Origin of the sequence: Mesorhizobium album, from assembly GCF_033977205.1 — a bacterium.
GTDB classification, from domain to species: domain Bacteria; phylum Pseudomonadota; class Alphaproteobacteria; order Rhizobiales; family Rhizobiaceae; genus Mesorhizobium; species Mesorhizobium album.
The window spans coordinates 48646-69141 of sequence record NZ_JAVIIW010000035.1 but is presented as its reverse complement, the minus strand read 5'-3'; the positions used below and the strand labels follow the sequence as shown (position 1 = coordinate 69141).

Here is a 20496-nt window from a genome sequence, read left to right as displayed (position 1 = left end):
TGCTGAGAGACGAGCATGAGGAGGAGTCCGTCCGCAATCCTGCGGATGGCCGCTTAAAACTGACAAATGCCTCAAAGGGCGCGCCGAAAACCGCTCTGCCAGTCCTCTAAAAAGGACCTTACCGACCGCGGAAAACCACTTCGCTCCCCGTGCAAAGCCCTCACAAGGGGAGAAGGGAAAGGCCCACCCGTCGTCCCTCATTGGACTTCGCCACGGCACAACCCCATATTGAATCGAAGGAGCTTTGAGCGTGAGACTCGCGCGGGTAGCCCTTCTTGCAGCGGCCTTCGTGGCCGCCGCGGTGCTTTTTCCCTTCTCCTCGGCCGGAACGGCGGAGGAGAGGGTTGCTCTCAGCATCTCGATAGACGGCGCCATCGGTCCGGCGAGCGCGCGACAACTGAAAGAGGCGCTCAAGGCCGCGACCGACCGCAATGCCGCGGTCCTTATCCTGCAGCTCGACACGCCGGGCGGCCTTGTGACCTCGATGCGCGAGATGATCGCTGACATCCTGGCCTCTCCCGTTCCCGTCATCGGCTATGTCGCTCCGGCTGGCGGCCATGCGGCGAGCGCCGGAACCTATATCCTCTACGCCACCCATGTCGCGGCGATGGCGCCAGGCACCAATCTGGGCGCGGCGACGCCGGTCGAGATCGGCGGGCTGCCGTCGCTTCCCGGCGGCGAGAAGGACGACAAGGGCGCCGGCCCGGGCGACGCCATGATGGCCAAGGTGACCAATGACGCGGTGGCGCTCATCCGCTCGCTCGCCGAGCTGCGCAACCGCAACGGCGACTGGGGCGAGAAGGCCGTACGCCAGGCGGCGAGCCTTTCGGCAAGCGCTGCGCTTGAGCAGCATGTCATCGACTTCGTCGCCCGCGACACGACGGAGCTGCTGCAGCTCGCCGACGGTCGCACCGTCGAGGTGGCCGGCAAGAAGCAGGCGTTGGCGACAAAGGGCTTGGCCGTCGAGACGCTGGATCCCGGCTGGTTCATCCGGCTTCTCGCCGTCATCACCGACCCGAATGTGGCCGTCATCCTGATGCTGATCGGCTTCTATGGTCTGGTCTTCGAGGTGACGAGCCCCGGCGCGGTGGCGCCCGGCGTGATCGGCACCACCTGCCTCGTGCTCGCCCTCTACGCGCTCGATCTCTTGCCGATCAACTATGCCGGGCTCGCCCTAATGCTGCTCGGCGTCGCCTTTCTCATCATCGAGGCTTTCAATCCGACGGTTGTGCTGGGGCTCGGCGGCGCGGTCGCCTTCCTGCTCGGTGCAGCTATGCTGCTCAAGGTCGAGGGGCCGGGCTTCGCCATATCTTGGGCGATCATCGGCCCCGCCGCAGCGTTGACGCTGGGGCTTGCGCTGCTGGCCGGCAGCTACCTGTGGGCGGCGCGGCGCAACCCGCCGCGCGTCGGGGGTGATGCCATGCGCGGCCAGCCGGCCGAGATTCTCGACTGGGAGGGCCTTGAGGGCCATGTGCTGGCGCTCGGCGAGCGCTGGCGGGCAAAGGCCGACGAGCCTGTAGCGCCCGGAGACAGCGTCGAGGTGACTGCCGTCAGCGATCTCGTGCTGACGGTGCGGCGACGCGGCGCAGGAAGTAACGGAGCAAAGCAATGACAGTCGGTTATGTGGCCTATCTGGTCCTCGCGCTGCTGGTGATCATGTTCCTGTCGGCGGCCATCCGCATCCTCAGGGAATATGAGCGCGGCGTCGTCTTCACGCTCGGCCGCTTCACCGGGGTCAAGGGGCCGGGCCTCATCATCCTCGTTCCCTTCATCCAGCAGATGGTGCGAGTGGACCTGCGCGTGGTGGTGCAGGACGTGCCGCCGCAGGATGTCATCTCGCGCGACAACGTCTCGGTGAAGGTCAACGCCGTGCTCTATTTCCGCATCGTCGACGCCGAGCGGGCGATCATCCAGGTCGAGGATTTCATGACCGCCACCAACCAGCTGGCGCAGACCACGCTGCGCTCGGTGCTTGGCAAGCATGACCTCGACGAGATGCTGGCCGAGCGCGATAGGCTCAACAGCGACATCCAGGAGATCCTCGACCAGCGTACCGATGCCTGGGGCATCAAGGTCTCCAATGTCGAGATCAAGCATGTCGACTTGAACGAGAGCATGATCCGCGCCATCGCCAAGCAGGCCGAGGCCGAGCGGCTGCGGCGCGCCAAGGTCATCAACGCCGACGGCGAGCAGCAGGCCGCCGCAAAACTGGTAGAGGCGGGCAAGATGCTGTCCGAGGAGCCGCAGGCCATGCAGCTGCGCTATTTCGAGGCCCTGCACGACATCGCCGGCGAGCGCTCCTCCACGGTGGTCTTCCCGCTGCCGGTGGATTTGCTGCGGCAGTTCCTGAAGGAGCCGGAGAAGTGAGGCGCGGCCCTCCCTTCTCCCCTTGTGGGAGAAGGTGGATCGGCGCGCAGCGCCGAGACGGATGAGGGGTGTTGGACGGAGTGAGACGTTAGCGTTCCCTGGAGCACTCCTCATCCGTCGCCTTCGGCGACACCTGCTCCCACAAGGGGAGAAGGAGAAGAGTTGCTCCGCCGCCAGGGCGGCTCAGGCGAAAATCGCTTACCGATCCAGTCGGCGAAAGCGCGGGTCTTTGCCGCCTGGCCCTTGGCTGACGGCATGACGATATAGACGGCGCCTTCGTCGGCCAGCGTCCAGTCCTCCAGGATCGGCACCAGCCGGCCGTCGGCGAGCTCGCGGCCGACCAGCCAGTCGGTGCTCATCATCAGGCCGACGCCCTGCACGGCGGCCTCGACCAGCACCTCGGCATCGTCGCTGACCAACGGCCCCGAAACCTCGACGCGCACGCGCCAGCCCTCGCGGTCGGTCATCTCCCAGGCCGGAAAGGTCTGGAAGCCGGTGAAGCCGAGACAGGAATGCTCGAGCAGCGCCTGCGGCGTTTCCGGCCGGCCCCTTCGGGCAAGGTAGGAGGGCGCGGCGCAGAGCAGCCGACGCCGCGTCGCCACCTTGCGCGCCACCAGGCGCGAATCCTCAAGGCTGCCCAGCCGGACAGCAGCGTCGAAATTCTCGGCGACGAGATCGGCGAAGCGGTTGGAGAACTCGGCCTCGATACGCACATCCGGGAACTCGGCGAGGAACTGCGGCAGGAAGGGACCTATCCACATGCGCCCGAAGGTGCCGGGCAGCGCCAGCCGCAGCAACCCGCGCGGCCCGCCGCCGGCATGCGCGGAGGCGGCGGCTTCCGCCTCGTCGACCGAGGCGAGGATGGCGCGCACGCGCACCAGGAATTCCGCGCCCGCCTCGGTCAGCGACACGCTGCGCGTCGTGCGGTGCAGCAGCCGCACCCCCAGCCTCTCTTCCAGCGATTGCAGGCGGCGCGACAGGATGGTCGCGTCGCGCCCGACCCGCGTTGCTGCCCTGGTGAAGGAGCGCGCCTCGGCGACGGCTGCGAAGGCCGCCATTTCGGCAAGGGCTGCCGGTTCATGGGATTGCTGCATTATTCGCAATACTCAAATGCAAAGACCAACAATTATCGAGGAATACCGCAGCAGATAGGTTCACTCAACCCGCCAATCCATCACCCACGGAGTGAACCCATGAAAGCCATCGAACTCAGCCAGCCCAGGCTGGACGCCTTCCGCGCCACCACCGTCGCCACGCCCGAACCGCAACGCGGCGAGGTGCTGATCCGCCAGCGCGCGGCGAGCCTGAATTTCGTCGATGTCGCGGTGGCGAGCGGCAATTATCCCGGACCGGTCTTCCCGCTCATTCCGGTCGCCGACGGCGCGGGCGAGATCGTCGCGCTCGGCGAGGGCGTGACAAGGTTCGCCGTCGGCGACCGCGTCGTCGCCCACGCCAAGCCGCGCTGGATCGGCGGCCGGCCGCGGCCTTACGAGATGACGCAGATGCGCGGCATCTCGCTACCCGGATCGCTCGCCGAATATGTCGCGCTGCCGGCCAATGCGATCGTGCCAATTCCAGCGCATCTTTCCTTTGAGGCGGCCTCGACCCTGCCCATCGCCGGCACCACCGCCTGGAACGCGCTGCGCGCCGCCGATGTCGGGCCGGGCTCGGCGGTCGTGCTGCTCGGCACCGGCGGCGTTTCGATCTACACTTTGCAGCTCGCCAAGGCGGCCGGCGCCACCGTGATCATCACTTCGTCTTCGGACGAGAAGCTGGAGCGGGCGAAGGCGCTCGGCGCCGATCACCTCATCAACTACCGCGCGACGCCGGACTGGGACGGCAAGGTGCTGGAACTGACCGGCGGCCTCGGCGCCGACCTCGTCGTCGAGACCGGCGGCACCGCCACCTTCGCCCGCGCTGTGAACGCCACCGCGCCGGGCGGCACGCTGTTCACCATCGGCTTCGTCACCGGCGCCGAGGCGACCGTCAACCTGCTGCCGATCATCATCAAGGCGCTGAAGGTGGTGGGCAACAACACCGGATCGGTCTCGGACCTGCGCGACGCCGCCCGCGCCATCGGCGCCGCCGGCATCGAGCCGGTCGTCGACAAGGTGTTTTCACAGAACGAAGCGACCGAGGCCTACACCCACATGGCCGCCGGCGGCCTGCATTTCGGGAAATTGGTGTTCGGGCTGGAGTGGTAGGGAAGGCGCCGTCGGAGGTTGGCGCTTCAATCCGCTTCGCCGCCCGAGCCCTTGCCGCACTCGGCCAGCACCTTGCCGATCGCCGCGCCGGAGCCTTTCAGCGGAAAGCTCGCTTCGCCATATTTGGCAGCGCTGACCGTCGCCTCGCCCTTGCCGCGCAGCAGGGCGAGCAGCGGGTCCGCGGGGCCGGAGAGCTCGGCCGTGAAGTAGTTGTACATCGCTTCCAGATCGAGCTTGCGCGTCACGCTCTTGCCGCCGGCCTTGAAGGTGAAGGAGGCGTTGATGCCGGGCTCGAGTTGCCCGCCCGCGGCGCCGAGATCATAGCTCAGCACCGGCTTGGCAAAGCAGGTCAGCATCAGATGCGCATCGCCCTTCGGCCCGCCGCAGACCGAAGCCGTCATCACGCTGCCGCCTTCGTCTTCCTCCATCTTGGCGGACCAGGCGCAGGAGGCGGAGTGAGCGGGGAGAGAGGTTGCGAGCGCCAGGATGAGTATCGGTAATGCGGTTTTCATGAACCTCCCCCGTCGAGAACGGTCAGGATCATACAGGGCAAATGAAGCTGTGACAGCACTCGAAGGGCTGGAGATTGGCGAAAGCCGAGGCGACGGCTAATCTCCCCCCTTGCGGGGGAGATGTCCGGCGGGAGAGAGGGGGTGCTGTCTCGCCGGCGTCTTAAGGCTTGGGTTCCTCGTCCCCGCCAAAGGCGGAGGAGAGGTGGCCGCGAAGCGGACGGAGAGGGGGGCCTTCGAAGGGCGCTCCCCCTCTCCGTCTCGGCTTCGCCGAGCCACCTCTCCCCCACTTCGTGGGGGCGAGGAAACTACGTCTTGCGACGTCGCGTTCCTTCGCGCCCCCCTCTGGCCTGCCGGCCATCTCCCCCGCTTGGGGGGAGATCGGCAGCTTCTACGCCGGCGCTAAATCAACTTCTCCAGCGTGATCGGCAGATCCCGCACCCGCTTGCCCGTCGCATGGAACACCGCGTTGGCGATAGCGGGCGCCACGCCGACGATGCCGAGCTCGCCCACGCCCTTGCCGCCGAGGGCGGAGGAATGCGGGTCGGGGATGCCGACCGAGATCGTCTGGATATCGGGGATGTCGGCATTGGTCGGCAGCATGTAGTCGGCAAGGTTGCCGTTGACGATGCGGCCGTGTCTCCGGTCGACGATGCCTTCTTCGAGCAGCGCCTGGCCGATGCCCATGATGATGCCGCCCTTCCACTGGCTCTCGGCCAGCTTCGGGTTGTAGAGCCGGCCGGAATCCAGCGCCGACACCACGCGCGACACGCGCACCGTGCCGAAATCCTCGTCGACGCGCACCTCGACGAAATGCGCGCACCAGGAATGGCGCGAATAGTCGCCCTCGGTGTGCGGCAGCGCCATGGCGATGGTGGTGTAGTTGTTGTAGCGCTGCTGCGGCGTGAAGCTGGCCGGAACCGTGTCGCCCTTCGCCTCGATCTTTTCGCGGCCAAGCGTGCTCATCAGCTCAGGAATCGAAATCTCCGGCCCGTCGCCGCGCGGCGAGGCGATGCGGCCGTCCCGCACCACCAGCGTGTTGGCCTGCAGCCCATGGAAGGGCGAGCGCGGATCCGACAGCGCCAGCCCGATCAGCTCGTCCAGCGCCTGACCCGCCGCCTTGTAGACGGCGCCGGTCATGACGCCGGCAAGCCGCGAGCCGCCGGTGACGCCCGCGCGGGCGAAGTGGGAATCCCCGAGCTTCACCGACACGCGTCCCACCGGCACGCCAAGCGTCTCGGCGGCGGTCTGCGCCAGAATCGTGTAGGTGCCCTGGCCCATGTCGATCGAGGAGCTTTCGACCTCGGCCGAACCGTCGGCGGAGAGCCTCACCACCGCCTCGCCATAGGCGCGCCGCACCGGATAGGTGCCGGCCGCCACACCCCAGCCGATGAGGTGATGGCCGTCGCGCATCGAGCGCGGCTCGGCCGAGCGCCTTGCCCAGCCGAAGGCTTCCGCGCCGGCGGCGAAGGCCTCGCGCAACTGCCTGGTCGACCAAGCCTTCTTCGCCTGCGGGTCCTGTTCAGCATAGTTGATCAGGCGGATCTCCAACGGATCGATGCCCAGCTCATAGGCAAGCTCGTCGATGGCGCATTCAATGCCGAAGGCGCTCGGGTTCTCGCCCGGCGCGCGCTTCGCCCCTGGCACCACCGTGTTCACCCGCACCACATTCTGCTTCGAGGAGAAGTTGGGCGTGGCGTACATGATAGAGGTGACTGAACCGAGCGGCTCGACCCACATGCCGTCGACGGCCGTCTCGTTGACGCCGCGATGCACGATCGACTGGATCTTGCCCTGCCTGTCGGCGCCGATCGCCACGGTTTGCCGCGTGGCGGCGCGGCCGCCATAGGACGTGAAATTCTGCGGCCTCGTCAGGATCAGCTTCACCGGCCGTCCGAGCATCTTGGCCGCGGCCGCCGCCACCGCGCTGTGCGCCAGCGCCAGCGCCTTGGAGCCGAAACCGCCGCCGATATAGGGCGAGACCAACCGCACATTCTCGAACGGTATGCCGAACCATTCTGCGTAGGTGCGGGCCATGCCGTCCAGCCACTGGCTCGGCTCCCAGATGGTGAGCTCGTCGCCCTCCCAGCGTGCGATCAGGCCGTGCGGCTCCATCGCCGCCTGGAACTCGCGCGGCGTGTTGTAGGCCGCGCAGATGCGCACCGGCGCTTCGGCGAAGGCGGCTTCAGCGTCGCCCCATTCCTTGGTCATCGCGTCGATCGGGATGCCGTCGCCGGCATTGCCGTCGCTGAGGTCGACGATGGCCGGCGTCTCGTCATACCAGACCTTGACCAACTCCGCCGCGGCCACCGCCTGCTCGAAGGTCTCGGCCACCACGGCCGCGACATGCTGGCCGGAAAAGGTGACCTCGCGGGCGAGCGGACAGTAGGGTCGATCCGGCGGCGGCGTGCCGAACCAGTCCGACGCGGTTTTCAACGGCATGATGGTGTCCGGCGTCAGCACGGCGAGCACCCCGGGCGCGGTTTCCGCCGCGCGTGTGTCGATGGCGGTGACCTTGCCGGCGGCAATCGTTGCGCCGACCAGCACCGCATGCGCCAGCCCTTCGAGCTGCTGCTCGAAGGCGTAGTGCGCTGCACCCGTGATCTTGGCCGGCCCGTCGACGCGCGACAGGCGTCCGCCAACCGCTTCGAGGCGGGAGCTGTCCGACGCTGCGTGCTTCATCTCATGAACGGTCATGCCGTCTCTCCCAATTTGAGGATGGCGCGCGCGATCACGCGCGGCGCCAATGCGATCTTGTAGTGGTTGGCGCCATGGTCGACGGCGCCCTCCATGGAGAGCTCGCTCGCCTTGCGAACGGTGGCTTCGTCGAGCGTCTTGCCCTTCAGCGCTTCCTCGACTTCGCGCGCCCGCCACGGCTTGGTGGCGATGCCGCCGAGCGCGACACGGATGTCGCGGATGGTGTGCCCGTCGCCTTCGAGCTCCAGCCCGACCGCAGCGCTAGCCGCCGCGAATTCGTAGGACTGGCGGTCGCGCACCTTGAAATAGGTCGAGCGCCTGGCGACGGCCGAGCCCGGGATCTCGATTGCCGTGATCACCTCGCCTGGGCGGATGTCGTGCTCGCGCTCGGCCGTCGCCCCGGGGGCGAGGAAGAAGTCCTCGACCTTGAGCTTGCGCTCGCCGAGATCGACCTCGGCGTCGAAGGCAACAAGCGCGATAGCGAGATCGCCAGGATAGGTGGCGATGCAGGCCTCGCTTGTGCCGAGCACCGCATGGCCGCGCGTGACGCCGCCGATCGCCGAGCAGCCGCTGCCCGGCGCGCGCTTGTTGCAGGCCGCGAAGTTTTGCGGATCGCGAAAGTACGGGCAGCGCGTGCGCTGCATCAGGTTGCCGCCGATGGTCGCCATGTTGCGCAGCTGCGCCGAGGCCGCCTGCCAGAGTGCTTCCGACACGGCTGGAAAATGGCTCTTCACTCCCGCATGGTCGGCGACATGGCTCATCCTGGCCAGCGCGCCGATGAGGGCGCGGTCGGCGGTCACATCGATGGCATCGAGCCCCTCGATATGGCTGATGTCGATGACGGTCGAGGGTTCGGCGACGCCGCATTTGGCAAGGTCGACCAGTGTCGTGCCGCCGGCGAGCAGCATGGCGCCGGGAAGGGCGGCGGCGTTGCGCGCGGCTTCCACGCTGTCGGCGCGGACGTAAGAAAAGTCTCTCATGAGCGGAGCTCCCTGGCTGCCTGGCGGACGGCGGCGACGATGTGCGGATAGGCACCGCAGCGGCAGAGATTGCCTGCCATGTATTCGCGGATTTCTTCGTCGGAGCCGGCATGGCCCTCGCGGATGCAGGCCACCGCCGACATGATCTGTCCCGGCGTGCAATAGCCGCACTGGAAGGCGTCCTGCTCGAGGAAGGCTGCCTGCACGGCGTGAAGCGTGCCGTCCTCGTCGGCGAGCCCTTCGATGGTGGTGATCGAGCGGCCCTCGACCTGCGCTGCCAGCGTCAGGCAGGCCAGCACCCTTTGGCCATCGACATGGACGGTGCAGGCGCCACACTGGCCCTGATCACAGCCCTTCTTGGTGCCGGTTAGCGCAAGCCGCTCGCGCAGCGCATCGAGCAGCGTCACGCGCGGCTCGATGTCCAGCGCGTGGGTCTCGCCGTTGATGGTGAGGTGGATGGAAAGCGTGGTCGGGCTGGGCTGGTTGGTTGAGCCGTTCCTGAAATGGCCGTTTTCGGGAGGATCGATGATTATCTGGCTGGTCATGAGGCGTCGGGCTCCAATTGCTTGACGCTAGGGGAGGGAAATGGGGCTTAGGCGGGGAGGGGGCAAGGTCGAGGTCTGAAGGAGGGGGCGACCTCTGCATTCGTCATCCTCGGGCTTGACCCGAGGATCCATGCCGTGACGGTCGCCGAGGAACGCGGCGGATCAGAATTCTGCACCGCCGCCGCGCTCGCAGCTAACGGCATGGATCCTAGGATCTGCGCCGCGTCGCTTCGCTCCTTGCTTCGCCCTAGGATGACGACCTCACGAGCGAGCGCCGCCACTCTCCACCGGCCAGGGCAAGCTTTCAGTCCTTCAACACGTGACATATCGCTGCCCCTGATTATATGATAAGAGCACTCCACTAAAGCGGAGGCGCCTCCGTTTACGTGGGGGCTGGGCCGTCATGGTTCAACCCCCGGAATGCGACAGTGGAGAAAAAAGTGGCCGACCAGCCGCCGGAGACTGACGAAAAGCCGGAGGAGCCGGCACAGAAGCCGCTGCGCGCCGATGCAAAGCGCAACCGCGACAAGCTCGTCGAGGTGGCGGCGCAGGCCTTTGCGAGCGATGGTGTCGACGCTTCGCTGGAGGAGATCGCCAAAAGGGCAGGGGTCGGCATCGGCACGCTCTACCGACATTTCCCGACGCGCGAGCATCTGGTCGAGGTTGTCTACCGCCGCGAGGTGGAAGGATTATGCCAGGCCGCCGACGAACTCGCGCGCGAGCATCCGGCCGATGTCGCGCTGGAACTTTGGATGCAGCGCTTCGTCGACTACATCGCTACCAAGCGGGGCCTCGCCACCAGCCTGCGGGTCCTGCTCACCACCAACTCGACGCTGTTCTCCGACACCTCCGGGCGCGTCTCTGGCGCCATGCGAGGCCTGGTCGAGGCGGCCGCGGCTTCGGGAAAAATCCGCGCCGATGTCGACGCCTCCGATGTGCTCCATGCGCTCGGCGGCATCTACTCCGCCCCCAACACGCCCGATTGGCGCGAGCGGTCGGGGCGGCTGGTGAAGCTCTTGATGGATGGCTTGCGGTTCGGGGCGAGGGGTTAGAGCAATTCCAGGAAAAGTGTGTAGCAGTTTTCCGCCCGGAATTGCGTAAAGACAAAGAGATAGAGCGGTTTCCGTGAAACGGTGAATCGCTCTAGGCGCAGTGGAAATTGGCAAAGGAGGAGGCGAAGTCCGATCTTCTCCGAAGCAGGGAGACGGCCGGCGGGAGAGGTTCCGCCGGCACGTGGCGAGCAGTCCGGACCATTGATGAGCGCCTGCTAGTTTGGATCGCCCGACCTGGAGCCCCCGTGGGACCCGCCGCCATAGTTGTCGCCGCTGGAGTGGCCGAAATTAAAGCCGCGAGGGCGGGGGTGGAAGATGTTGCCTCCCCCTCCATTGCCCGGGGTTGATCCGCCAGAAGTGATCGGACGTGTTCCGCCCGATTTGGCGATCGCCGCAGAGCTGAGGCTTGTGCCGAGCAGAAGTGTTATGGACGGCGGCGTCACCGCCGCGAAGCGCCCAGCCTTCTTGAGAAAATCGCGGCGCGCCTCTACTTCTGAAACCAGACTGTGAGGCATCCGCTCCGAGCGCTTTTTGCTTTCGGTTTCCATGTTAATACACCGCACCTTTCTGAAAATTTACTTTAGTATTTTTCGTATAGGGGCACGAGTTCTCCAAAAGGCTTAGATCTCGGGTAAGAATTGGAGAGGATGCGGTCGATTCGACATGCGAGATCTGTCGGAGCTCGGACGCGGGGCGGTTGAACGCGTACCTCCGCCCGGGGAAGATGTTCGGCAGGACGGGGGCTGTCACACTGACCTAGCCGCTTCGTCATGTATGGACGGCCCCTCTTGGGCAAGAGGCAAAATAGCGGCGACGGCGCAAGTCTGGAGCTGTCATAGCAGGTGAGGAAAACAAAAGGGACATCGCGGGTGGCGAGCTGCTCGGCAAGCGGGAAGCTGCGTTCGCCTGGCGGTTCCAGCGGCCTTACAATCGGCGAAAACGCGCGACGGCTTCGGTTAGCTCCTTGGGGTCGACCGGCTTCGACAGCCTTGGCGCCTGCTGGAACTCATCGGGAAAAATCGTCGGACTGTCGTAGCCGGAGACGAAAAGAAAAGGAACGTCCTGCGAGGCGAGCAACTCGGCCAAGGGGAAGCTCCGTTCTCCGGCGAGGTTGACGTCGAGCACGGCTCCATCCAGCGCGATACCGTCGATCTGCTCCAGCGCCTCTTTCACCGAAGCCGCGGGGCCAATCACCCGGCATCCCGATTCCGTCAGCATGTCGGAGAGATCCAGCGCTACCAGGAAAGCGTCCTCGACGACAAGGATCTGGAGACCCGATAAGGAGGCTTGCTCATTCATACCTTGCCTGGAGCAGGCGGCGACAAGTAATCGATCATTTCCGACTTGAGCAGCGGTATCTGCAAAACGCACTCCAACCCACCCGGCCTGAAGCTCAAATCGACATTTCCGCCCAACTCGTACTCCAAACTCTGCTGGATGAAAGTAGTTCCAAAACTTCTTTTCGTCGGCTCCTTCACCTTGGGGCCGCCGATTTCCTTCCACGTGATCGACAGCGTGCCCAGCTTTTCGATGCGCCACGAAATGTCAACGCGGCCTTTGTCGCTGGTTAACGCGCCATACTTCGCCGCGTTGCTGCCCAGCTCGAAGAAAACCTGGCCGAGCGTGGCCGCCGCGCTCGCGTTAAGTTGGAACGGTTCGCCCTGGATGACCACATGCAGGCCTGAATCGCCGCCGTAGGAAGACAGGGTCGCACGCACCAGTCCTTCGAGATCGGCGCCTCCCCATTGGTAAGAGGCCAGCAATTCGTGCGTGCGAGCCATCGCCTGGAGGCGGGCCTGAAAGGCGCTCGCGAAATCGTCGAGGGATTCCGACGAACGCACCATACGTGAAGTCAGAGCGGTGACGGTGGCGAGGATGTTCTTCACGCGGTGCTGCAACTCGTGCAGCAGCCGTTCCTGGCTGCGCTCCGCTTCCTTGTTGCTCGATATGTCGACCAGGGCGGCGATCGCGCCGCGAACCTTGCCGGATTCGTCGAACAGCGGATTGGCCGATATCTTCACGTCGATGCTGCTGCCGTCTTCTCGCATGATCCGCGCCTCGTAGCCGTGAATGGCCTTGCCCGTCCGCATCGCCTTCTGCAAAGGCTGATCATTAGTTGCCACAGCGGCACCGTCGACCGTCAGCGGCAGGACGGCCGGCACCGACATCAGCTTGCCATCCGTGGCCTCCCGGCCGGCGAACTCCGCCGCGCGGCGGTTGGCGCGGATTTCCTCGCTATTGCCGTTTTCGGCTATGAAGATGCCCACCGGCACCAGGTCCAGCAGCGTTTCCAGGCTTTCGACGCGGTTGCGCAGGTCGTGCGAGAGCAGTCCGATCCTTTCCTCCGCTTGCGCGGTCTGAGTGATGTCGACAAAGGTGACCACGACGCCGGCAATGACATTGTCCACCGTGCGGTAAGGCAGCACCCGCATGATGTAGCGCCTGCCGTTGTCGGCGCCATCGATCTGCCGCTCGATCGAGCCGAGCTTGTGCAGCACCAGCTCCACGTCAGCCTGCAGTCCGTCGGCGGGAAAACGCGGACGCACGTGCGCCAGCGGCCGGCCGACATCGCTTTCGACCAGCCTGAACAGATCGCGCGCCGTCGGCGTGAAGCTCTTGACGCAGAGCTCGCGGTCGAGGAACACGGTCGCGATCTGCGTGCTTTCCAAAAGGTTCGCCATGTCGTTGTTGGCGCGGCTGAGCTCGTCGACGCGGATGTTGAGCTCGGCATTGACGGTTTGCAGTTCCTCGTTGATCGACTGCAGCTCTTCCTTGGAGGTTTCCAGCTCCTCGTTGGAGGATTGCAGCTCCTCATTGATTGAGGACAGTTCCTCATTGGAGGATTTCAGCTCCTCGTTGGAGGATTCGAGCTCCTCCGTGGTGATCTGCAGCCGTTCCCTGGTTTCCTTCAGCTCCTTTTCGAGCTGGCTGACATTGGCGCTCTCGACATCGTCGGTCGTGTGGACCTGTTCGTCCTCGATCTCCGGCTTGATGCCGCCGATATCACGAAAGACCAGCATGTAGAGGGGGTCGGACGATCCGTCGGAGGGCAGGGGCTGCACAGCCAGGCTGATCGTCTGGCGTCCGCCATTGGTGCCGATGGTGATCTTGTTCTGGATCGCTGTCTGTCCGGTGCCGACAGCCTTGTGGAGCGCGGCCCTCAGGTCCATGCGCAGCCCGCGCCGCGCCATGGAAAAGACGTTGTTGTCGGGGGCGCCAGCGGCGAGTTCCAGATATTTGCCGGTGCCTCCGGAGCTGTGCATCAGTTCGCCGTCGGCATTGATGACCACGTAGGCGGGCGAATAGCGTTCGACAAGGACCCGCTCCGCGACTTCCCGCAAGGTTGCCGCCGTCGTCCCCCGGCGCGCAAGCGGAGGCGCCTGCCTGGCCGCCGCCGCCAGCGGGAATTCCGGCAGGCGCTGCGCAGCGCCGCCGCGCTTCTGGAAGATGCGGCTTGTCTTGTCGATGGTCGAGAACAGCCGCGCGTGGCGCGTGACGTTCTCCGAGGAGCCGAGGAACAGATAGCCGTTGTTGCGCAGCGCGTAGTGGAAGATCGGGACGATCTTTTCCTGCAGCTCCGGTCCCATATAGATCAGGAGGTTGCGGCAGGCGATCAGGTCGAGTTTGGAAAAGGGCGGGTCGCGCAACAGATTGTGCGCCGAAAACAGGCAGACTTCCCTGAGGTCGGAGGCCACACGATAGGTGCCGTCCTCGCGCGAGAAGAACTCCTTCAGCCGCTTCGGCGTCACGTCGGTCGCGATCGTCGCCGGATAGCGGCCGGCGCGGGCCACTTCCAGGGCCCGTTCGTCGATGTCGGTGGCGAAGATCTGCAAATTGGGCGAGGCGGCGCCGCGCGGCGCGCTCTCCTTGAGCAGCATGGCGATCGAATAGGCTTCCTCGCCGGTGGCGCAGCCCGGCACCCATACCCTGATCATCTCGTCCGGCTTGCGGCCCGCGAAAAGTTTGGGAATGACGAAGCGTTCGAGCGCATCGAAGGCCTGCGGATCGCGGAAGAAGCTGGTCACGCCGATGAGCAGGTCCTGGAACAGCAGGTCCACCTGCTGCGGCTCCTCCCGCAGCCGCTCGTAGAAGGCGGCCGGATCATCGATCTGCAATACCTGCATGCGGCGCTGGATGCGCCGCAGGATCGTGTTGTCCTTGTAGCCGCTGAAATCGTGGCCGGTGCGCACGCGAAGCAGCGCAGCGATCCGCGAAAGCTGCTCGGCGATCTCGCGCTTGCGGCGGTCGCGCTCGCTTTCCGGGCGGTTGGCGTGGCTGAAATAGCCGACCAGCTTCGCGGCCATGCCTTCCGCGGGAAGCACCATGTCGATCATGCCGCTCTGGACGGCGCTGCGCATCATGCCGTCATATTCGGCGCCCTGCTGGGCCAGCGTCAGCCCGCCGCGCTCCTTGATTGCCCGCAGCCCAATGGTGCCGTCGCTGCCCGTTCCGGAAAGAATGATCCCGGCCGCGTTCTCCGAGTGAACCTGCGCCAGCGAGGTGAAGAAATCGTCGATCGGCGTTCGTCTGGCACGCATGGTGGCCATCTTGGCCACGTGAAAACGGCGGCCCTCGACTGTCACCGAGACGCCCGGGGGGGTGACGTAGATGTGGTCCGGCTCGATCTCCTGGCCCTCGGCCGCGGTTCGCGTCTCGATCGCGGTGCAGCGCTGGATGATGCTTGCGAGCACGCTTTCATGCTCGGCATCAAGATGCTGGATCACCACATAGGCAAAGCCGCTGTCCGCCGGGACTTCGGGAAAGAATGTCTGCAGTGCTCCGATGCCGCCCGCCGACGCGCCGATACCGATGATGGGAAAGGACGCCGGCCGTTTCTCGGCCTCGCGCGCACTAGCCCTTGCCTTCCCTGTGCTTGCCTTCCCTGTGCTTGCCTTCCTCGCCGCCTGCGCCATTGCCTGTTACCTGCGCCCGCCTGCTTTCGAGGATGCGCCCGATCAGAGCGGCATCCGCTTCGTATTCCTTCGCCCGCTGGCCAAACTCGCCGGCGAGTTTGGAGCGATGCTTTGTCCTTTCCCGTTCGGCCATGCGCCGGGCAAACTCGGCCCGCTGCTGGTGCGATCGCAGCAGGCTCCACAGGATCTCGTCGGCCTCGATCGCCTGCGCTTCCATCACCGCGTCGGCGGTAAAGGCGTGCCCGGTATGGCACCGATAGCGCAGCATGTCACCGTCTTCGATCTCCCACAGCGGCCCGTGGCATTCCGGGCATGTAAACACCGAGAGTTCGCCAAGTCGATCTTCATTTTTCATGGTCGAATGCTCCTGTGCCGCGACCGCGGCTTCGAGCTTCAAACCCGGCGGCGCGGGCGAGGTTTCGCCGGCCGGCTCAGCGGCCAGCTTCGCCAGCAAGCCGCCGAGTTCGGACGCCGGCAGGCAATGGTCAATCGCGACGTAATGCAGCGCGCTTTCCACCATGGAAGGCACCAGCGTATCCTTGGGGTGCTGGACGACCGTAAGCCCGCCAACAGCCTTGATGGCCCTCAGGCCGGCGGTTCCGTCGGAGAGCGAACCCGAGAGCAGCACGCCGATGACACTTGCGCCGTAGCTGAGCGCCGCCGAGCGGAAAAGCGGGTCTATGGCCGGCCGCGCGAGGTTTTCGCGCGGACCGCGCCGCAGCATCATGTGATCGTCATGCAGGAGAAGGTGGAAGCCGGGCGGCGCCACATAGATGTTGCCGGTCTTGAAGGTCGCGCCGTTCTTGGCCACCGAGGTTTTGAGGGTCGCCACACGTTCGAGGATCCCCGGCAGGTAGCTGACCTGACCGATATGCAGCACGACAAAGACGGCCGCCGGCAGATCGCCGGGGAGGTCGCGCACGATCTGCTTCAGTGGCTCCACTCCGCCGGCCGACGCGCCGATGACGATGATGAAGCGGTTGCGAACCTGTCCTTGCGGCGAGCTTGTCTCGGTCTCGCGAGCAGGTGAAACACGGTTTCGAACGTCGGCCATGGCACCCATGGGTTGCCCCCGGCCTAATCATAAGTCGGTCAAGGGGGCTAGGTTCCATGGCGCGGCGCTGTCATCGACTCGCATTCATGACCGTGCAGCCTAGATAGGGCTGGGCTAACCCACCGCGCAGAAGGAACGACACATGCCTGAACGGCTGACATTGAACGACGGTTCGTCAATCCCCCAGATCGGTCTTGGCGTATGGCAGGTCGATCCCGACATCACCGCCAAGGTGGTGCGCTGGGGGATAGAGGCCGGCTACCGGCTCATCGACACCGCCGAGGGCTACCGCAACGAGGAAGGCGTGGGCGAGGCGATCCGCGCCGCCGGCGTGCCGCGAGGCGAGCTGTTCATCACCTCGAAGCTGCGCAACGGCGGACACCAGCGCGATGCGGCGCTCCGCTCCTTCGACGACACGATGCGAAAGCTCGGCATCGATGAGATCGACCTCTTCCTCATCCACTGGCCGGTGCCCAGCCAGAACAAATATGTCGAGGCCTGGAAGACGCTGGTCGAGCTCAAGCAAGCCGGCCGCATCAAGTCGGTCGGCGTCTCGAACTTCAACCAGGACCATCTGGAGCGCATCATCGGCGAAACGGGCGTCATCCCCGCCGTCAACCAGATCGAGCTGCATCCGCGCTTTCAGCAGCGCGACAGCAGAGAATTCCACAAGAGGCACGACATTCATATCGAAAGCTGGAGCCCGCTGGGCAGCGGCCGGCTGCTCGCCGACCCGACGCTTGAGGGGATCGCGAAAAAGCACGGCAAGTCGGTGGCGCAGGTCATCATCCGCTGGCACCTGCAGCAAGAGCTGGTCGTCATCCCGAAATCGATCCACCAGGACCGCATCGCCGCCAATTTCTACGTCTTCGACTTCGAGCTGGATGCGGGCGATATGGAGACCATCCGCGGCATGGATTCCGCCGACGGCCGCACCGGACCCGATCCGGCGACGGCGGCGTTTCTGTTCTAAGGCGTTGAAACAGCCAATCTCCCCCCTTGCGGGGGAGATGCCCGGCAGGGCAGAGGGGGGTGCTGTCCCGCCAGCGTCTCAGGTCGTTACACGTCGGCGCTTGCGGGCGTCGCCTTCACTGAAAAAAGCTGAAGCGCACCAGCCAAGCCGTTGGCCTCAACCTCGCCTTGCTCCTCGAAAGCCAGGCCGGAGCCGACGATCAGGTCGCGCACCGTCCGCGACGCGATGATCTCGCCGGGCCGGGCATGGTCCAGAGACCGCGACGTGACCTCGATGGCGACTCCGCTGAAGTCCTCGCCGCGCGACTCGCACTCGCCGATATGGATCGACGAGCGGATATCGGCAGCCAAAGGTTTGAGGCGCTCGCGAATGGCGACCGCGCATTGGATGGCCCGCGTCGGTCGATGGAAGACAGCAAGCACCTTGTTGACCGAGTTCCTGATCTCTTTGCCGTCGAATAGCAGCAACTCGTCCCGGATCGCTTCCGCGCATTGGCCGACCGCCCTTTCGTTGGCAGCCTCGATCTCGATTGCCAGAACCGAGAGGAGCAAGCGCTGACCAAGTGTCGGGGGCAAGGCGCCGGTAACGAAGCTCCGGATCTCGTCGACCAGCCGGTCGCAGTCCTCGCCCCAGATCACGTGATCCCTGCCGGCGAGCTCGACATATCTGGCGCCGTCGATATGCGTTGCCAGATAGCGTCCTTCTTCCGGCCTTACCCAGCGATCATTTGTTCTCTGCACGATCAGCGTCGGAACATGGATGGCAGGCAGAATATCGCGAACGTCGATCTCGGTGCCCCAGCGCCAGAGCGCGATCGCATCGGCGGGCGAGGCTGAATTTCTGAGATAGGCGGCGAACCACTCCCGCTCGACCATGTTTTCGATCAGGCTGGGCGCGGCGTTGCGCATGTCGGCTGGCTTGCCCCACTGGCTCTCGACGGCGTCCACATCCTGCTGCACCTGCTCGACCGTTCTCGCCCAGGGGTAATCCTTCGCCCAGCCACCCCTGGCATAGGCTCCGGTGAGCACCAGCGCGGCCGTGCGCTCGGGATAGGTGGCGGCAAAGAGCATGCACATCGGGCCGCCTTCCGAACTGCCGAACAGCACGGTCCGCTTTGAGCCGACCGCATCCAGCACGGCTCGCACATCTTCCATGCGCTCCTCCAGCGTCGGCAGGCCTACATTGCGGTCGGACAAACCGGTGCCGCGCTTGTCGATGCGGATCAGGCGCGAGAAGGTGCCAAGCCGTCTGAGTACATGCGCGAAGCGCGGCGAGTCCCAGGCGAGGTCCAGATTGGAGACCCAACCCGGCACATAGACGAGGTCGATCGGCCCATCGCCGCTCACCTGATAGGCGATGTTGATTCCTGCCGATTTGACATAATGGGTCGGCGGCCGTGCGGGGTCGGAACCGGAGGCCGATGCCGGATGCGGAAACCTGGAAGGCGATGCGCCGCGGCGCGCCCGCAAGTCCTCGTACAGTTCCCGTGTTTCCGGTTCCGGCGTCAGCCGCAGATCGCGCTGCAACGCGTCTCGGCAAAGCTCATATTGCTTCAGTGCGAGGTTGATGCGGCCCTGCGCGGCGTAGGCCCGCATCAAGGCGCGGTGGATGTCTTCTCGCAGGGGTTCCATGGCGAGCAGTCGCGCTGCCGTGCGCACGCAGTATGCAGGATCGTTCGATGCGCTATAATGCGCGACCAGCCTGTCCAGTGTCGCGACCGCGATCATCCTCAGCCGCTCGCGCTCGACCCGAAGCCAGTCCTCGAACGGCTCCTCTTTGAGGCCGAGCCCGTCGAGCAGGTCGCCGCGATAGAGGACAAGCGCCTGCTCCAGATCCTCGGGCGAGGAACTCTTCGCCAGCGCCTCGAACCGGGCGACGTCGAAATCGAAATCGTCCAGATGAAGGGCAATGCTAGTCCCTTCGGTCAAAAAGCGTCCGCCGCCGGACTTCTGCATCGCCTTCCTGACGGCCGATACGGCTTGCCGGAGGCTCATTCGGGCCTGGGTGTCGCCATTGAGGCTCCAGAGTAGCGCAGCGAGCTTCTCGCGCGACTGGGAATGCCCGGCCTGCAAGGCAAGGTAGGCCACCATCGCGCGGGCCTTGCGGCTGAACGCAGGAACCGCGGCCCCTGCGCCGGCAAAGTCGAAGCCACCCAGCAGATGAAGATGCGGCCCCGTCATCGGACTCCGCCTCAGCCACGGTTCTGCGCAATTCTTTCGCTTAGCTGTCGCTAATTCAACTGCGATCTCTCCGGCGCGGTCTTTTTCACGATTTGATCACGCCGCCTTCTTCAGCCTCATCACGGCGATGCCTGACAGTTGCCGACGTGAAATGCGGGAGAATCCCATGCTGCCCCTAAGCCCAACCGACTGGCCGTTTCGCCTTGATGAAGATGCTTGCTTGTGCCACCGGAACGAAGGACCCGTTCCGCTGCGCCACGACATCGCCCTGGCGCGCTATCTCGCGCGGCAGCGCGCTCACCGGCTGACGGCCATGCCCATCATGGACCTGCGAGGAGACGTACGTCGGCTTCTCGTACTGGCAACGCCGATTGTATCAATACTGTCTCGCCGGCGTGTCGAAAGTGCATCTGCGCCGCCGTTGAACTCGGGACGTGCCTGACTTTCTCCAACGGGGAGAAGGAGAGGGCGCTCGCCTAAGCAGACATTCTTTGGCAAGCCAACGAATGCTCTGCTTAGGCCTTTTGTTTTGTCGCAGATTCTTGTCGGAAAACCGTGGGATACTTTTCCGGAATCTGCTTAGCCCTTTGATTCCACCAAGATCACCAGCGACTCCGGTACCACGCCGTCATAGGCCATCGCGTCGGCGGCCGCCTTGCTCTGCATCACGGCCGCGAGCTTGTCCATGTCCGGAACGTCCATCATCACCGCCACGCGTTTCGGGTTCTGCGGATCGACGAAGGTGCGGATATTGGTGATCCCGAGCGGGCCGAACAGCTCCTCGCGTTTGGGCGATGTGAGCCAGTGGTTCACGTCTTTGCTGATGTCGTGATGGCCGATGATTGTTGGCATTTGAGACCCTCCCGAGTTGACGTCGGCGGGTAGAAATCGCCCGCCATGGCTGCGATCCCGACGGCGTCGAATGAGCGCCGCTTCTGGCAGGATGTCAATTAGTATTTTCTAATATATTAGATGGCAAGGGCGGAACGGCTGACCTCCCCGCAGGGGCGAGAAGGCGGATA

16 protein-coding genes are annotated in these 20496 nt (G+C 65.0%); 5 read left to right on the top strand and 11 right to left on the bottom strand.

Annotation, left to right across the window (positions count from 1 at the left end; genetic code table 11):
- The first annotated feature begins 250 nt into the window (after positions 1-250).
- The gene (locus RFN28_RS25080) at positions 251-1612 is read left to right on the top strand and encodes an NfeD family protein (RefSeq protein ID WP_320289861.1); all 1362 of its coding nucleotides are present in this window, start codon (positions 251-253) and stop codon (positions 1610-1612) included.
- Entirely contained in the window at positions 1609-2367 is a 759-nt protein-coding gene (locus tag RFN28_RS25075; protein WP_320289860.1) for a slipin family protein, read from the top strand. Before RFN28_RS25080 ends, RFN28_RS25075 begins: the two co-directional genes overlap by 4 nt.
- A gap of 110 nt (positions 2368-2477) precedes the next feature.
- Here the strand turns inward: RFN28_RS25075 and RFN28_RS25070 are convergent, their stop codons facing one another.
- Positions 2478-3461: a LysR family transcriptional regulator gene (locus RFN28_RS25070; RefSeq protein WP_320289859.1), complete on the bottom strand. Its 984-nt coding sequence runs from the start codon at positions 3459-3461 to the stop codon at positions 2478-2480.
- Positions 3462-3560: 99 nt separating this feature from the next.
- On the opposite strand from RFN28_RS25070, the gene RFN28_RS25065 reads away from it, so the two are divergent.
- On the top strand, positions 3561-4571 hold the full coding sequence (locus RFN28_RS25065) for a zinc-dependent alcohol dehydrogenase family protein (protein ID WP_320289858.1): 1011 nt from the start codon (positions 3561-3563) through the stop codon (positions 4569-4571).
- 26 nt (positions 4572-4597) lie between these two features.
- Here the strand turns inward: RFN28_RS25065 and RFN28_RS25060 are convergent, their stop codons facing one another.
- From RFN28_RS25060 to RFN28_RS25045, 4 genes are all read right to left on the bottom strand, one after another.
- A complete protein-coding gene (locus RFN28_RS25060) occupies positions 4598-5083 on the bottom strand; it encodes a hypothetical protein (RefSeq protein WP_320289857.1) in 486 nt (161 codons plus the stop codon).
- A gap of 399 nt (positions 5084-5482) precedes the next feature.
- The gene (locus tag RFN28_RS25055; protein WP_320289856.1) at positions 5483-7777 is read right to left on the bottom strand and encodes a xanthine dehydrogenase family protein molybdopterin-binding subunit; all 2295 of its coding nucleotides are present in this window, start codon (positions 7775-7777) and stop codon (positions 5483-5485) included.
- Positions 7774-8757 carry an FAD binding domain-containing protein gene (locus tag RFN28_RS25050; protein WP_320289855.1) on the bottom strand — a complete coding sequence of 328 codons (984 nt, stop codon included), beginning with the start codon at positions 8755-8757 and terminating at the stop codon, positions 7774-7776. The genes RFN28_RS25055 and RFN28_RS25050 overlap by 4 nt, the downstream gene beginning before the upstream one ends.
- Entirely contained in the window at positions 8754-9215 is a 462-nt protein-coding gene (locus RFN28_RS25045; protein ID WP_320289863.1) for a (2Fe-2S)-binding protein, read from the bottom strand. Before RFN28_RS25045 ends, RFN28_RS25050 begins: the two co-directional genes overlap by 4 nt.
- A 527-nt stretch (positions 9216-9742) precedes the next feature.
- Between RFN28_RS25045 and RFN28_RS25040 the strand changes: the two genes are divergently transcribed.
- Complete coding sequence (locus RFN28_RS25040) at positions 9743-10354, top strand: TetR/AcrR family transcriptional regulator (RefSeq protein ID WP_320289854.1); 612 nt, start codon at positions 9743-9745, stop codon at positions 10352-10354.
- A 215-nt stretch (positions 10355-10569) separates the two neighbouring features.
- Here RFN28_RS25040 and RFN28_RS25035 read toward each other — a convergent pair whose 3' ends face one another.
- From RFN28_RS25035 to RFN28_RS25020, 4 genes are all read right to left on the bottom strand, one after another.
- On the bottom strand, positions 10570-10902 hold the full coding sequence (locus tag RFN28_RS25035) for a hypothetical protein (protein ID WP_320289853.1): 333 nt from the start codon (positions 10900-10902) through the stop codon (positions 10570-10572).
- A 376-nt stretch (positions 10903-11278) separates the two neighbouring features.
- Positions 11279-11653, bottom strand: coding sequence for a response regulator (locus tag RFN28_RS25030; RefSeq protein ID WP_320289852.1), 375 nt, complete (start codon positions 11651-11653; stop codon positions 11279-11281).
- Positions 11650-15267 (bottom strand): CheR family methyltransferase, encoded by a 3618-nt coding sequence (locus RFN28_RS25025; protein WP_320289851.1) that lies wholly within the window; start codon positions 15265-15267, stop codon positions 11650-11652. Before RFN28_RS25025 ends, RFN28_RS25030 begins: the two co-directional genes overlap by 4 nt.
- Positions 15206-16330, bottom strand: coding sequence for a chemotaxis protein CheB (locus tag RFN28_RS25020; RefSeq protein ID WP_320289850.1), 1125 nt, complete (start codon positions 16328-16330; stop codon positions 15206-15208). The genes RFN28_RS25025 and RFN28_RS25020 overlap by 62 nt, the downstream gene beginning before the upstream one ends.
- A 133-nt stretch (positions 16331-16463) precedes the next feature.
- Here RFN28_RS25020 and RFN28_RS25015 point away from each other — a divergent pair, with 133 nt between their 5' ends.
- Complete coding sequence (locus RFN28_RS25015; RefSeq protein ID WP_320289849.1) at positions 16464-17294, top strand: aldo/keto reductase; 831 nt, start codon at positions 16464-16466, stop codon at positions 17292-17294.
- An 86-nt stretch (positions 17295-17380) separates the two neighbouring features.
- Here RFN28_RS25015 and RFN28_RS25010 read toward each other — a convergent pair whose 3' ends face one another.
- Together RFN28_RS25010 and RFN28_RS25005 are read right to left on the bottom strand one after the other, a co-directional pair.
- Positions 17381-19474 carry an alpha/beta fold hydrolase gene (locus tag RFN28_RS25010; protein WP_320289848.1) on the bottom strand — a complete coding sequence of 698 codons (2094 nt, stop codon included), beginning with the start codon at positions 19472-19474 and terminating at the stop codon, positions 17381-17383.
- Between the two features lie 579 nt (positions 19475-20053).
- The gene (locus tag RFN28_RS25005) at positions 20054-20326 is read right to left on the bottom strand and encodes a hypothetical protein (protein ID WP_320289847.1); all 273 of its coding nucleotides are present in this window, start codon (positions 20324-20326) and stop codon (positions 20054-20056) included.
- Positions 20327-20496 lie beyond the last annotated feature (170 nt).

Excerpts from the sequence above, each read along its gene's own strand:
- RFN28_RS25050 (WP_320289855.1), bottom strand. The coding sequence starts at position 8,757 with ATGAGAGACTTTTCTTACGTCCGCGCCGACAGCGTGGAAGCCGCGCGC.
- RFN28_RS25015 (WP_320289849.1), top strand. The coding sequence starts at position 16,464 with ATGCCTGAACGGCTGACATTGAACGACGGTTCGTCAATCCCCCAGATC.
- RFN28_RS25070 (WP_320289859.1), bottom strand. The coding sequence starts at position 3,461 with ATGCAGCAATCCCATGAACCGGCAGCCCTTGCCGAAATGGCGGCCTTC.
- RFN28_RS25060 (WP_320289857.1), bottom strand. The coding sequence starts at position 5,083 with ATGAAAACCGCATTACCGATACTCATCCTGGCGCTCGCAACCTCTCTC.
- RFN28_RS25065 (WP_320289858.1), top strand. The coding sequence starts at position 3,561 with ATGAAAGCCATCGAACTCAGCCAGCCCAGGCTGGACGCCTTCCGCGCC.
- RFN28_RS25005 (WP_320289847.1), bottom strand. The coding sequence starts at position 20,326 with ATGCCAACAATCATCGGCCATCACGACATCAGCAAAGACGTGAACCAC.
- RFN28_RS25035 (WP_320289853.1), bottom strand. The coding sequence starts at position 10,902 with ATGGAAACCGAAAGCAAAAAGCGCTCGGAGCGGATGCCTCACAGTCTG.
- RFN28_RS25010 (WP_320289848.1), bottom strand. The coding sequence starts at position 19,474 with ATGACGGGGCCGCATCTTCATCTGCTGGGTGGCTTCGACTTTGCCGGC.
- RFN28_RS25055 (WP_320289856.1), bottom strand. The coding sequence starts at position 7,777 with ATGACCGTTCATGAGATGAAGCACGCAGCGTCGGACAGCTCCCGCCTC.
- RFN28_RS25075 (WP_320289860.1), top strand. The coding sequence starts at position 1,609 with ATGACAGTCGGTTATGTGGCCTATCTGGTCCTCGCGCTGCTGGTGATC.
- RFN28_RS25025 (WP_320289851.1), bottom strand. The coding sequence starts at position 15,267 with ATGGCGCAGGCGGCGAGGAAGGCAAGCACAGGGAAGGCAAGCACAGGG.
- RFN28_RS25020 (WP_320289850.1), bottom strand. The coding sequence starts at position 16,330 with ATGGGTGCCATGGCCGACGTTCGAAACCGTGTTTCACCTGCTCGCGAG.
- RFN28_RS25030 (WP_320289852.1), bottom strand. The coding sequence starts at position 11,653 with ATGAATGAGCAAGCCTCCTTATCGGGTCTCCAGATCCTTGTCGTCGAG.